Consider the following 13,758-nt stretch of genomic DNA (forward strand, 5'->3'; position numbering starts at 1 on the left):
AGGCCGGACATATGACCGCACCGTTCCAATGTGTGAAATCGACTGAAAAAGCTCTTGCCTCGCGGGCCGTTCCACATGTGGGGGCAAGGTCACGTAGCCAACGCGTTAAGGGCCGCATCTTAGTGAGGCCTATAAATCGAGCGATATTTGCAGTGGCAGCCAATGAGATCGGTTAATCATTGTTCCTGACCGTTAGCTGACGATCGAGGTCGCAGCGGTCCGCTGGATGTGCCAGCTAAGAAGTGCATTCCAGACGTCTGCGGCTATGTACGAGCCGATTTGGACGCCATAAAACTGAATGGTTTTCACATAATTGACGCATTAGGACTGTTCAGCCTTTGCGAGAAGGCCGCAAGGGATCAAGTACACTCCCGCAGAAGCAGCAATGTCGCCCGGAGCTATCTGGTGCGGCAACTGCGAGCATCATGAAGTCTGGATTCCGCCGCCAATAGGAGAGCATGGCATGATGAGGGACAATTCATTGAAGACGAGATGAGGCCTCAAGAGCCGCCGACTTCGCATGCTCAAGCGTGATGTGCGCTCTGCCGGCGATGAGCAGTGAATGCCTGGCACCGATCAAGACTGCTTCGCCGCGGAGAGGCTCAATGGCGGACTTACATAAGTAGCGGGAAGATTCGATCGGCGGGTCGCCTAACTCAACGTACAGATCGTGCCGCCGCCCGTCCTCAGGCAACCGGCGGCACCGAGCGCAATTCGAGCACCAGAGGCATAACTAGAGGAGCGTGAGTGATGATAGACATCTACCGCTTTTGCGGATGGTGCGTTGTAGAGTGGTTCAGGAAAGCTGGGCCGAGAATCGCGGAGGTTGACTTGTTGCGCGACAACGTCCTCTACGTAGAGTTCAGGGCTATCCGAGAGGCAAAGGAGCGGGCGTGCGAGCGCAGGTGGTAGACAAGCTGGAGGCGGGCCGGGTGCAGCATGGCCGGTTCGCGACTGCTCCGGGATCAGGCCCTTGCGGTCTCTTCTTTGTGCAGGGGCCTTGCGGGTGTGAACTAAAGATAAGTGCATTTGTCCGTCCTGGGTGGGAGCATGTCGCTGTTTCGACACCGCGGCGTTGTCCAAACTGGGAGGAGATGTGCTTTGTCAAAGACATGTTCTGGGATGAAGAAGAGTGCGTCATGCAACTGCATCCGCCACATTCGCGTTATGTGAATAACAGCCGATATTGCCTTCATTTGTGGAGACCCATTTATCGAGACATTCCGATGCCGTCTCCGAGCTTCGTAGGCGTCGTTGGATTGAGTCCCTCAGATGCGGCAACGTTGTTCGCGCGGATGAGCGCGACAGCATGACGGACTGAGTTTACAATATCCGAGCACAAGGTGAGGCCGAGCGGGTGCACAAGCACCGGTTCGGCGTCCCGATGAGATGTCACAAGCGGGTGTATGTCAGGCTCGCTCGGCCGTTGCGGCGTGCAAGGCGGGCTGAGATGAAATGCCGCTGTCAAACAGGAGCAGCCTCAGAGCGAACAACAGCATCTCGCTCGCTGATAGCCGATCACGGGGCGAACTGGGGACGCGAATTGCGCGCTCTTTGGAGGCGAAGTTTTGGGCGCCGGGCGGCGCGGCACGATGAGGGTGAGATCGATCTCAAGCCCACGACCGAGCCTGGTTTGGTGAAGGCATCGTCTGACGCAGCCATCATCCTGACTGAAGCTGAAATTACACGAGCGCGACCTCTTTCACTGTGCAAGAGTCACTAGCTGGTCGGCCACCGCCTCACACCTGCAGCAGCGCCCGGAAGCTGGGACTGTCGCACAGCCAATTTGCCATGACGGCGATAGCTTCCCTAAGCTTGTGTGGTGGCCAGCTCCTCGTCAGTTTGCCGCGATATCGGTCGCAGGCAAGATGTGAGCAGCGCGCCCTCTGAGGAGACGCACGCGGAAGAAGCCGGTGAACCAGCATGTATAATCGAGTCGATGGCGAATACGCACATACTGAGCAAGCTGAGGAATCGAGTTGGCCCGCAGACGGTAGCGAATGTGCCCAAACACTCACCGAAATCGCGCGGCTGGAGAGCCTGGCGCCCGGCGAATTGTTCGATAGAATGGGGCTCTGCTTCAGCAAGCCGCATACCTCAGATGCAATCGATGATAGTTCAAACACCTCGGGCCTCAGCACATCCTCTCTGTCCTCCAGCTCCGAGTTATCCGTTGCCACTAGCCCTGTCCGTCCTCTGTTCGATTACAGGACGGCGGAATTGCCCCAAGCCAATGTCAGTGGAATCTGTGTTGGATTGGCCGCGGAGTGGCTCCTTGATCTCCCAAGCAGCGCTTCCTCCCGAATGGGGGTTCTGCTCCCGGGCACGGAAAATCACCGCTCGGCGGCAAGACGGCAGGAACAGTCTGAAAAGCTTAAGACTCAATTGAAAGAGGATAAGGCGGAAGGGTCTCACAATTTCCAGGCAAAAAGCACAATCTTGCGTGACGCCGGCCTAGAACCATCTGCTGAAGAGACGCGATATAGGTTTGGTACATCTTCGTGCATCGACAAGATCGTAAACGAGCTTGCGCAGGATCCATCCGTCCATTTGGTCAGCTTGAAATTCGTCCAACCTGGCGCCGGCACCCACACGATTGCAACGGCAACGTCGAATGGAACGACGATCCTCTCTGATCCTAACTATGGCGAATTTACTGTTCCGTCAGATCGGGTCGGAGGGTTGTTTAAGAGTCTTGCCGAGCGCTATAGCACCCTGAACAAACGTGATATTTCGGCGGTCGTCACACAAAGGATCAGGTATGGGCATCCCAATGCAACGGACCTTGCCCTATTCCCGCGCGCGGAACCTCATCGGTAGACACGAGGCAGCCGCATCGCCCGCCTTGTTTCACCCGCCGCGGTTTCTGTGGATGTTCAATCGATGCTCTCGATGGAAGTTCTCTGGAAGTAGTGCAGAGAGGGGAATGTTTAGCGACATAGGTTCGCCGGTCACTGAGGTTTGTGAGCCCCGCGCCATCGCGTGTCAGAGCAATCGCCTGCGCTTCCTCTCAGGCCGGACCGGCGGCCCGTTAGGCTAACCTCCTCGTAGGGTTGCGTTACCCGACGCCCAATCGCGCTCAGGGGGCCGGTCGGCAACCAAGCATCCACAGAGTCGGCACTAGCTGGAGCCGATCTGCTTCGGAATCACCGCCAGCCGCTTTTATAGTGAGCTCACCAACCAAATAGCTGCTGCCGGGGGCATCGGCTTGCCGTCGCACCGGCGCCTCAAAGCCAGTCATCGCTCGCCACGAGCTCCGCGACAATCCGCCTTCTCTCGTCGCTGGACTTGATTGACGGCTTCGGTGAGGACCTCATCCGCGATCTGACTCAGTGATATTGCAGCGCTGTGTTGTTCCAAGCTTCTCAATGGAATTGTGCGCCGAGCTGGAGCACTCTTTCACGGATTAAAGTGCCGAATAGTGCGAGTGACATCGCGAAGTTTGGACGAGGAGTTCCTGCGCGGAGCGCTCGCATGGGGGGTATTTAGCTAATTCGGATGACCGGCGCCCGGTAGCGTGGATCCGATTACGCGGGAAGCAGCGGGGGCGCTGGTCGGGTGGATGGATCAGACGCTGTCTCTGCCGCGCATGCGCGACTGGTTGAAGTTAGCAGGAGCGTGACTCGGCGCCGAAATCCCCACGCATACTCGGGGCGAGCGCTGTCCCTACCACGCGCCGCTAACTTCAAGAGTCATTGTACACCGAATAGCTGTCCAAAAGCTGACGAACCCGACGGCATGCATCCGGCGAGAGCGCCTGCGCGGGTTCATGCCCTGCTGCCTAGCACCCAGCCATCTGCCTAGTGGACGACCAACGTAAAATATCGTTAGCATAGACACATTCCATCCCCTCAGCGCGTCGTGCCGGACGCGGTCCTGTCGCCGCCAAGGAACGGTCACAAGCAAGTTGAGCCGGGGCCTGCCGCCGCGCACATGGATAGGCCGATAGGCCCATGGGCTGTATTCTTCGTCGACTGGCAGGCTACAGACCGCTCGCTGCAAAAAACCCTGACATTATCGCCAGGGTTTTGCATGCCATCGAGAATTTAAGGAGGCCGATCAGAAGTCCATACCGCCCATGCCGGGGGCCGCAGGCATTGCTGGACCAGCCGTAGCCTTCTTCGGCAGCTCGGCAACCATCGCTTCCGTCGTGATCAGCAGCCCGGCCACCGAAGAGGCGTTCTGGACCGCGATGCGCACGACCTTGGCCGGGTCAATGATACCCTTGGAAACGAGGTTGCTGTACTCGCCTGTCTGGGCGTCGAAACCAAAAGAGTACTGCTCGTTGTCGAGGACCTTGCCGACTACGATCGAACCGTCCTCGCCGGCGTTGATTGCGATCTGGCGGGCCGGCCAGGACAGCGCCTTACGCACAATCTCGACGCCGGTCTTCTGGTCGTCGTTCTCGGTGCGCAGACCCTTGAGCTGCTCGGAGGCACGGAGCAGGGCGACGCCGCCACCCGGGACGATGCCTTCCTCGACTGCCGCGCGGGTCGCATGCATCGCGTCATCGACGCGATCCTTGCGCTCCTTCACCTCGACCTCGGTCGCGCCGCCGACGCGGATCACCGCGACGCCGCCTGCGAGCTTGGCGAGACGCTCCTGGAGCTTCTCACGGTCGTAGTCCGAGGTGGTCTCCTCGATCTGCGCCTTGATCTGGGCCACGCGCGCCTCGATGTCGGCCTTCTTGCCGGCGCCGTTGACGATCGTGGTGTTCTCCTTGTCGATCATCACCTTCTTGGCGCGACCGAGCATGTTGAGCGTGACGTTCTCGAGCTTGATGCCGAGATCTTCCGAGATCGCCTGGCCGCCGGTCAGGATCGCGATGTCCTGCAGCATGGCCTTGCGGCGATCGCCGAAGCCCGGAGCCTTGACGGCCGCGACCTTCAAGCCGCCACGGAGACGGTTCACGACCAGGGTCGCGAGCGCTTCGCCTTCGACGTCCTCGGCGACGATGACCAGCGGCTTGCCGGTCTGCACCACGGCCTCGAGCAGCGGCAGCAGCTCGTTCAGCGAGGAGAGCTTCTTCTCGTTGATGAGGATGTAGGCGTCGTCCATCTCAACGCGCATCTTGTCGGCGTTGGTGACGAAGTAGGGCGAGATGTAGCCGCGGTCGAACTGCATGCCCTCGACGACGTCGAGCTCGGTCTCGAGCGATTTGGCTTCCTCGACGGTGATGACACCCTCGTTGCCGACCTTCTTCACCGCGTCGGCGAGGAATTTGCCGATCTCCTGGTCGCCGTTAGCCGAAATTGCGCCGACCTGGGCGATCTCCTCATTCGAGGTGACCTTCTTGGAGTTCTTCTGAAGGTCCGCAACCACAGCCTCGACCGCAAGGTCGATACCGCGCTTGAGGTCCATCGGGTTCATGCCGGCGGCAACCGACTTGGCGCCTTCTCGCACAATCGCAGCGGCCAGGACGGTCGCGGTGGTGGTACCGTCGCCAGCAGCATCCGCAGCCTTCGAAGCGACCTCACGCACCATCTGGGCACCCATGTTCTCGAACTTGTCGTCGAGCTCGATCTCCTTGGCGACTGCAACGCCGTCCTTGGTAATTCGAGGTGCGCCGAACGACTTGTCGAGCACGACGTTGCGGCCTTTTGGACCGAGCGTGACCTGCACGGCGTTGGCGAGAATGTCGACACCGCGCAGCATACGGTCCCGCGCGTCTACTCCGAACTTCACTTCTTTGGCTGACATACAAAATTCCTTCAGTCCCTATTAATTCATCCTTTGGCGCGCCCGATGGGCTCTCCTCAGGAGGGGTGAGCTGCGAGCTGTGAATTAGGCGGCTTTCTTCTTGGAGAAGACATCGGTGAGAACACCCATCACGTCGCTCTCCTTCATAATCAACAGGTCTTGCCCATCGATCTTGACCTCGGTGCCGGACCACTTGCCAAACAGCACGCGATCACCGACTTCGATGTCGATCGGAATTAGCTTGCCGCTATCATCGCGGCCTCCCGGGCCAACTGCAACGACTTCGCCCTGCGATGGCTTTTCCTTGGCAGTGTCGGGGATGATGATGCCGCCGGCGGTCTTCTCTTCTGCGTCGATGCGCTTGACCACGACGCGGTCGTGAAGCGGACGGAATTTCATAGAGGTCTCCTGAGCGTGTGAACAAGTTGAAGTTAGGCACAATGTGACAAGCAGCCCGTAGCAAGAGTCAGGCCAGAAATGCGCTAAGCGATCTGCCCTTCCAGTACTGCTGAAGCATTCAGCGGCTGCGATTGTGTTGTCCAGAAGCAAACGCGCAGAGGTGCACCAGCCCGCCCGGCTGTCGTGAAAATGACATTGCGTTTCTTCGAATACTGCATTGATCCCGGGAAGACTTCAACGTTGCTCCGGTGGTCGTTGAACAGGTCGAAAGGCCTCGCGTGTTGGCGGCGGTGCTGGCATTGCACATGATTGCCTGACGGCACCATCTAGCAGCTGTGGCGGGCAAAGCGTGCGGTCCACAAACGGTGTCCAGCGGCGGTGCTCAAACCCTACTGACTTCACCCTGGTCATCGTGCCGGCAGCACTTGAAGAAATTTGCGCGCGCCGCGAAAGCTTGATTGCGCCGGACATCGCGCACCGCGGTGCTTTCACCGGCCGCGTTCCTCGCCGGCGATTCCGCGGAAGAGATTGACGGGAGCTACTATCTGAGATGGCGGCCATCAGCCGACAGCGCACATTTTTGCGCAATTGTCATCGAGATGAGGGGCTGTTGCTATGCATAAGGGGCCACTCTGCTCGGCACGTGCCATAGATCATATCCGGCAGGTGGCGCTTGAACGAAAGCGTTCTTTCGGCCGGCGAAAAGCCAGGACGGCGATCTAACTCACTGAGGCCGCATTTTCCGGCGATAGGGTCGAGATTGCATCGCGAGGTGCTCGATAGATTCCCTCTACTTGATGTCGATGGCATCCAAACAGCTGTCGAGGATCGAAGGGATTGGCGGATATAAGAGCAATATACCTTGATATACGTTGTGCAGCTGCTTCCGGCGTGTGATCGGCTTCCAAGTCGAAATTCATCCGATCTCCGCGCACCATGGAAGAGCATCTGTGTCATCCGTAGAAGTACATCAGCACATCGTCTCACTTCTGCAGAAGCCGAATCCCGTCATCCTGGATATTGGCTGCAATGATGGGACTGATACGCAAAAGTTCCTCGAGCTGTGCCCGCAACCCGAGCTTTACTGCTTTGAGCCCGACCCCCGAGCGATCGCGCGCTTCAAGAAGAAGCTTGGTCCATCCCTCAATAAGGTGAAGCTGCTAGAAATCGCCATCAGCGACCGAAACGGGACGATCGACTTCCATCCGAGTAATGCAGATGGGGATGCGAAAGATTGGGACCTGTCCGGCTCAATACGCCGCCCAAAGAACCATCTTACCGAGTATGATTGGGTCCGGTTTGATCGGCCTGTCTCGGTTGAAACACGGCGGCTGGACGACTGGTGCAGCGAAGCCAAATTGGACGGAGTCGATTTCATCTGGATGGACGTTCAGGGAGCCGAAGCCGACGTTATCGCCGGCGGCATGCGGACCTTGAGCAACACGCGCTTCATCTACACCGAATATAGTGATCGCGAGCTCTACGAAGGGCAGTTGAGCCTGCAAGCCATTCTTAGCTCATTGCCATCATTTGAAGTGGCGGCTCACTATCCGCGCGCAGTGGAAGGTGATGTATTGCTCAGGAATACGCGTGTCTAGCAGCTACTCAGATCTAGCGTCTCATTCATGCAGCGCCTGATCAGCGTACTCTGTGATGGCCGTAGCTGCACAACGGTGATCGTCAAGGCGGGCGGCTATCGTTAGCCCGATTGGTGTGCGGTTTCGAGCCGGCGTGAACGCCAGCCGGTCCATAGGGAGCGGCCAGCGCCATGGTAGTCAGCGGGTCCATCCGATCCTGAGGAGCTAAGGCCGTGGTGCCGTGGCGATCGAACAGCCGATGTAGCAGCAAGGCGTTCGCACATTCATGACGTCGCTTCGTCGGTTCCGCTCTACCGGCAGTCGCCAGGATCTACTGCCGATCACGCCAAACCATCGCGCGGCCTCATCGGCGCGCCCCAAACCGGTCTAGCTTGCTAATGTCACTCCATCCCAACGGCAGAGGGCTGGCTGTATTGGAGGGCTGACATGGGTCTCTTCAGCCGGAAGATGGCCGGTTAGGCGATGCGCGATCTCATGCGGCCGCAGCGTCTCTTCCGCGCCGTCGATGCCGATCCGCCAGCCGCGGCCAAGAGCCAGATTGATCCATCATTCCGATGGAGGTGCACGGTACGCTTCACATCAATGTCGTACTGCCCTTGCCAGTGTCGGCGTGCCGCATCGATAAGCGCAAGGTTGAGTGCCAGGATATTGCGCCGTGCAGTGCTGCACGGTGCGCCCAGGCGGCACAGCCCGTGAGAGTCGAGCCCCGTCGCTCGGTGATTTGGAAAGTTCGTGGGTTGCCGTTGCGCAGAAATTCAGGTCGATCCCGCTCGGCAATCCATTCGCGTGGCCTGTGGTTTGCCCGCGCCTGATCCCTTTACTTCATGGAAAGCCGGGCTGTATTGCAGTTCCGAGCAGGGCGAGGCCAGCACTCTGAAGCGTTCCCTCGTTTAAAGCTGCGTGCTGGGCAACCACGAAGCTGTCGCACATGGCGCGTGCTAGGTTGCTGCTGGTATAGAGCGCCTCAGTTCCAGCAAGACCGCTCGAGATCCTGCAGACCTCAGCGCCCTGCCGCGCGGCGTTCGTCGCGGCGAGCCGCACTTGCATCGTGGTGCTCAGATTTACCCCGCCCGTGAGCGCTTGCTTCCACAGCTCTTCCGTGGCCTCGTAAAAGAAGGAACGAGCGGAACGTAGCATAGATTCGGCTTTGGCGATTTCAAGTTGGACATAGCCGCGCTCAGCCATCACGGGCGCTCCAGTGATCGAGGCGCGGCTTCCGGCCATGGCGATCACCTCGTCTATTGCGGCTCGCGCAATCCCGATGCCGACGACCGCATGCGCCTGCGCAGCGAAAGCGACGGACGGATAACGATAGATCGGCCCATCAAGTGTTGCCGGACCGCCGCGGATCAAGGTCCATTGCTCTGGCACAATGACGTCGCTGACGACAACGTCGTGGCTTCCGGTGCCTCGTAGTCCGATGACGTCCCAATTGGGCCGGATTGTCACCTTCTCTGCCGGAATCACCGCTACACGCGGGAGGTCTCCGGCCGGATCGTCTTCCAGTTTTATACCAACTCCTATCAAATCCGCCCCGGGCGAGCCGCTAGCGAATGGCCACACGCCGTTCACGACAAATCCGCCGGCGCATCGCCTGGCGGGCTGGAGCGGGAAGAGCGCACCCGCCAATACGACGTCAGGTCCATTGGCGTACACTTTTCGAAGCGTGTCGTCCGGAAGAGCAGCGAGGTAGCGAGCTCCATCCCCGAAGCTGGCGACCCAACCGGCGGATCCGTCGGCCTCGGAGATGCGCTCGATCTGGCGGCAAAATTCGGCTGGTGTTCGCTCCTCGCCGCCGAATCGCTTCGCGACCATAGCCCGATAGATACCGATGCGCCTGAAGCCGTCGATGATCTCTTTTGGAATTTCCTGCGCGGGGCCAAACTCGTTGCGACGCGCACGGATCTCGACAAGTAGCGGCGACAGATTATCCCAGGTCGCAGCCGCGGTGTGGGATACAGGACATTGCTTTTCGGGTGAAGCGTTCATAGATCGTCCTCCGCGTCTTGTGCCGACCATGGTCGTGCGTCAGCCATTGACTGCGCACGGGGCGAAGCTGGGTGATACGATACCGGCTGGAGGACATTCTCAGAGCTGTCGCAGTTGATATCGCTTGCATGAGATTGCGCACGGTAGCTTCCCAATTTAAGGGCCGGGAAGCCAGACTGAGATGTAGCTGTTGCCGTTGCATGGAGGCTGGCCGGCAAAACAGCCGGTAGACGGCGGCGCGACATCGGCCCGTGGTTGCCGGGCTGGATCTCCGGCGGCTGGTCGGGGGGGCATGCGATGTCATGTCTTCTCCATGGACGTGTGCTCATACGTCGGACAAGCCGGGTCGAGCCAAGTTTGGAGTTCCTGAGCTATGCTCGGGAGGGCGCTCAAGCCTGCGACTTAGTTTTCCATCGTCTCAGCAATCGGCGTGCCATTAAGCATGTCTGCCGGCCTTGTCCGAATCTCGCGAGATCATTCCGCCGCGCCGTGCCACACATGCTCGTGTCTTCGTGTATACTTTCCGCCAATGTCATTGACTCAACAAGCCGCAAGCAAACCGACAGAAGCGGACCTCGATCGCCGACCGGCCAGATTCAACGTTAGTGCCAAAATTAAGACCCGCTCCGATCTCCCGATGCTACCAACAGCCCAATAGCTGTTCGTGCGACTGCGGGGAGCGCCTGGTTAGAAGCGGACCTCCAGACAGCTGGTGTTCAGCAAACGCACGGAGCTCAAGACGCTGAATTACGCGATCAAATCTGTTCGAGGCACTGCAAGAGTACCCGGCTCATGCAAGCAAAGACAAGGCGCGCTTCGAAGAGGCCCCGGGGAGCTTAGGAGGCTCGTTGCAGCACACGAGCCGTCTACCTTCTGTCCTACAGGACGCAAGAAATTCGGGCAGAATTCTGACCTGTCGACCTCTTTTGCAGCCGCCGGCGCCTCCCTCTTCGGCGGTTTTCCAATGCTGAGATTTTGGCCGAGCTTGCCAAATTCGCGCAGCATGCCTGCGCCACGAGCGTTACGACTGATGAGGGATCCACGTTCTGAAGCTAGTCTTCTGTTTCCTACTGAGCGACGCCGTGGTTGAAGAGCTTGCTTGCCAAATCTATCGGTTGTTAGATGATTTCTGGCTGGCAGACGCGGTGCGCAACATTTGAATCATTGTTCTGGTATTCGCCTGGGCGGACAAATCTGGCACAACTTACTGTGTCCGCAGCGACTAACAACCTGATGGGTTTCGCGTACACGCTATGCAATTTGCGAGCTGCCAGTTTCGTCTCGTGTCGAACTCGTTATGGAGGACGGATAGTAAATTGTCCAAAGCGGGCGGGTCGCGCGACTGTGTGCAATATCAGGCAGCGCATGCGAGATCGTGGTGAAAACAACCATGCTTTCAACGGCCTTATCATTGCGGGCCGGGTCCTTGGCGGCGAACGAGACTATCATAACGAATGATGGCAGTCCTGCTGGTTGTTCTATGTGATCTGCAGCCCTGGCTGAGCTTGGTGATAAAGCAACACCATTCATGGCGTGCTCGATCGGAGCTAGAAGATCTCAGGATCGTCGCCGGCTCTGGAGTTCACAGCCAGGCAATGCGCTTCATCGCTATCTGCTACCGGAACCACGCTATTGGGTTTGCAACTCAATATGGAGGCATGAACGCTGTCGGACGCGTTAGGTGCGTTTCTTGATGCTCGCCGCGTGTTGCTAACATGAGTAGGTAGAACATGAGGAGAATCAAGACGCCACGCATACCGAAGGACTTCCCGAAGTGATCATTATTATGGAGCGGATGGTATCCGGGGCATTTGTCGCAGACGGTGGACCAAACAGCGGAACGGAAGGGCCGTATCACACGGCAGATGATTCGCCTCGGGTGTGAATGTGCTAGCGTCAGCTGACAATATCGACCTTACCGGTGCCGATCCGATACAGGCCTCCGACGACTTTCAGCCGGTTCTGCTCAACTGCAGCCGTCAGAATCGGGCCCGTCGATCTGAGTTTGTTCACATTGTCGATCACATTTTTTCGGGTTGCGTGGGCGGATATATCGCCGGCTTGCCCTAGAGATGCGTTCACCGCGGGAGCAAGTGCGGTCACCAGGGATGAAATGTGCCCTGGCGGCGGCTTATCTTGATGGAGCGACTTGATCGTAGCGTCTATCGCGCCGCAATGATCGTGGCCTAGTACGAGGATTAGCCGCGTGTTCAGTACTGCGACCGCATATTCCATACTGGCGAGCGTATCATCATTAGCGAAGTTGCCGGCGACGCGGCAGACAAACAGATCACCGAGCCCGCTGTCGAACACAAGTTCGGGCGCCACGCGAGAGTCGGCGCAGCTCAAAACCGCCGCATATGGATTTTGGCCTTCGACCAAAGCCGAACGCTCGCGCCTGAAATCGTCGGCTCGCGATGTACCCTGGACATAACGATCGTTTCCCATCAGCAGCCGCTTCAGGGCAGCATCTGGCGACAGCAGGTTATCTGGCTTGGGCGTGCCTTTTGCTTCCCTTGCATCGGCAATTTTATTGCCGAATCGTAGGAAAACTGTCGAAGCAGCAAACAACAACAGCGAACGGCGCGAACGCGCAGTGCTGGTTAAATGGTTCATATTTGGAGAATTGGCTGCATGCATGTGTCGCCTCATCGCACGGCCTTACGCCACCCGGTGGCTTCGGCTTCCGCTTCGCTACAAAGCCAGCGTTCGCTGCGCTTCTTCGTCATATCGATTAGTTCGTAGCTGGCTTGCCCTGGCAGGTGATAAATCCGCTCGCCGCTGCGCTCGACAGTGCCTTTTATCAGGCACTCGGGGGACGGTGGTTCCGACAGCAGGACTGATCCGAGCAGTACTTCCTGCGCGTCGATCGGAACCGACCACGCGCCGATGATCATCGTGCCCTTATTGCGGCGAGGCCAGTCCCACGGAGCGATGAACGCTCCCGACCACAGTCCGGCATGGGCTGTGCTTGCCGACAACTCATAGACAGCGTGAGATGCAGCAGCCGATAGTGCCCAGCCCGAGCGTACCATCCAGACATTCACATTCTCGCCTTCGATGAAGCAGTTACCGAGGGCTCGTCTGTACTCATCGACTCTCTGGGTGTGACAATCCCAGGTTCGCCCATTTGAATGCTTGATAAGCTCGTCGCGAGCAGCTACGCCGCAGGCCCATTTGCGACCGTTGGTGTCGAGACAAATCTGGTCCGTCTCAGGAGCTTCGATGCCTGAGAGCCGAACGTTGGTTTTCTCGATCTCGATCGTATTGCCGTCGAGGATGCGCGGAGCACCGCTGAGCGTCGCGGCGCAGACCGGAGATGTGACGAGAGCGAGCAATGCGAACATAATTCCGCGGTTCACCGACAATAACCTTTCGCTCCTGATCCACGTTTCACGCACGATACGGTGCCGATACATTCGACTGCTTGACAGCATTATGTGCGTTATTCCGCCGGCATTTCCGAGCGCTCTATGAGCGCTTCGCCGGAACGCGAACCTACGGCCTGACGCTGCGTAAGGATCAAGTGATTTCTTCGGGGCGGGCGGCGGTATTCTTCGAGCATCGGCTCTCTCACTAGGACCGCGCTGTACCCTCCACCTGAGGGGGAAATCCTCGCGGGCGGGCCGAACGGGCGATGCTGAACAAACCCGAACCCCGGAATGTTGTGTTTTGCAAAAAAGGAGACCGACTATGAAGCGCCGGCGCTCGCGGTGGAGTCAGGCGTTGAGGAGCAACCTTGTTCTGGTCGGCCACGGCTCCCAGCGGCAATCTTGCCGCTGCCGACGGTTCTGCGATGAAATTTCGCATTTCACACGAAAAGATGTGAAAAATCTTGTCTGGCTCGCTCTGACCGATTTAGAAGAAGACGCAATGGAGTTCAGCGTAGACGCCCGCGCATAACTTAGCTCCTTGCGCGAGCAAACCGCGCAAATCCGATGCCTTTTCCGCCCGGCAGGATGATCGTTGATGTCGACCAGGGCAGGTGGAGCACAGTTATAGAAGTGTTTTCCATGCTTCGAAATCCGGATCTATGACGTGCAGACGAATGGGTGCCAGATAAGCTAGGGCC

Annotated in this window: 9 protein-coding genes; 4 read left to right on the top strand and 5 right to left on the bottom strand. The window is 58.3% G+C overall.

Annotation, left to right across the window (positions count from 1 at the left end; genetic code table 11):
* The first annotated feature begins 750 nt into the window (after positions 1–750).
* The 3 genes from IF809_RS36540 (at position 751) to IF809_RS36550 (ending at position 2,820) form a co-directional block, all read left to right on the top strand.
* Positions 751–912: a hypothetical protein gene (locus tag IF809_RS36540; RefSeq protein WP_014497793.1), complete on the top strand. Its 162-nt coding sequence runs from the start codon at positions 751–753 to the stop codon at positions 910–912.
* Positions 913–989: 77 nt separating this feature from the next.
* Positions 990–1,313, top strand: a complete 324-nt coding sequence (locus tag IF809_RS36545) for a DUF7694 domain-containing protein (RefSeq protein ID WP_418224650.1) — start codon at positions 990–992, stop codon at positions 1,311–1,313.
* Positions 1,314–1,923: 610 nt separating this feature from the next.
* A complete protein-coding gene (locus tag IF809_RS36550) occupies positions 1,924–2,820 on the top strand; it encodes a YopT-type cysteine protease domain-containing protein (protein ID WP_011084854.1) in 897 nt (298 codons plus the stop codon).
* A 1,239-nt stretch (positions 2,821–4,059) separates the two neighbouring features.
* Here the strand turns inward: IF809_RS36550 and groL are convergent.
* Entirely contained in the window at positions 4,060–5,700 is a 1,641-nt protein-coding gene (gene groL, locus IF809_RS36555) for a chaperonin GroEL (RefSeq protein WP_014497791.1), read from the bottom strand.
* A gap of 84 nt (positions 5,701–5,784) precedes the next feature.
* Complete coding sequence (locus IF809_RS36560; RefSeq protein WP_014497790.1) at positions 5,785–6,099, bottom strand: co-chaperone GroES; 315 nt, start codon at positions 6,097–6,099, stop codon at positions 5,785–5,787.
* Positions 6,100–7,049: 950 nt separating this feature from the next.
* Here IF809_RS36560 and IF809_RS36565 point away from each other — a divergent pair.
* Positions 7,050–7,697 carry an FkbM family methyltransferase gene (locus tag IF809_RS36565; RefSeq protein WP_011084858.1) on the top strand — a complete coding sequence of 216 codons (648 nt, stop codon included), beginning with the start codon at positions 7,050–7,052 and terminating at the stop codon, positions 7,695–7,697.
* 822 nt (positions 7,698–8,519) lie between these two features.
* Here the strand turns inward: IF809_RS36565 and IF809_RS36570 are convergent.
* From IF809_RS36570 to IF809_RS36580, 3 genes are all read right to left on the bottom strand, one after another.
* On the bottom strand, positions 8,520–9,686 hold the full coding sequence (locus tag IF809_RS36570) for a flavin-dependent monooxygenase (protein WP_014497789.1): 1,167 nt from the start codon (positions 9,684–9,686) through the stop codon (positions 8,520–8,522).
* A 1,896-nt stretch (positions 9,687–11,582) separates the two neighbouring features.
* Complete coding sequence (locus IF809_RS36575; RefSeq protein WP_441258791.1) at positions 11,583–12,326, bottom strand: carbonic anhydrase; 744 nt, start codon at positions 12,324–12,326, stop codon at positions 11,583–11,585.
* Positions 12,327–12,334: 8 nt separating this feature from the next.
* Complete coding sequence (locus tag IF809_RS36580; RefSeq protein WP_014497787.1) at positions 12,335–13,048, bottom strand: thermonuclease family protein; 714 nt, start codon at positions 13,046–13,048, stop codon at positions 12,335–12,337.
* Positions 13,049–13,758: the final 710 nt, after the last annotated feature.

The organism is Bradyrhizobium sp. UFLA06-24 (assembly GCF_054967145.1).

Coding starts and splice junctions, on each gene's coding strand:
- IF809_RS36540 (WP_014497793.1), top strand. CDS start 751: ATGATAGACATCTACCGCTTTTGCGGATGGTGCGTTGTAGAGTGGTTC.
- IF809_RS36550 (WP_011084854.1), top strand. CDS start 1,924: ATGTATAATCGAGTCGATGGCGAATACGCACATACTGAGCAAGCTGAG.
- IF809_RS36570 (WP_014497789.1), bottom strand. CDS start 9,686: ATGAACGCTTCACCCGAAAAGCAATGTCCTGTATCCCACACCGCGGCT.
- IF809_RS36575 (WP_441258791.1), bottom strand. CDS start 12,326: ATGCATGCAGCCAATTCTCCAAATATGAACCATTTAACCAGCACTGCG.
- IF809_RS36560 (WP_014497790.1), bottom strand. CDS start 6,099: ATGAAATTCCGTCCGCTTCACGACCGCGTCGTGGTCAAGCGCATCGAC.
- groL (WP_014497791.1), bottom strand. CDS start 5,700: ATGTCAGCCAAAGAAGTGAAGTTCGGAGTAGACGCGCGGGACCGTATG.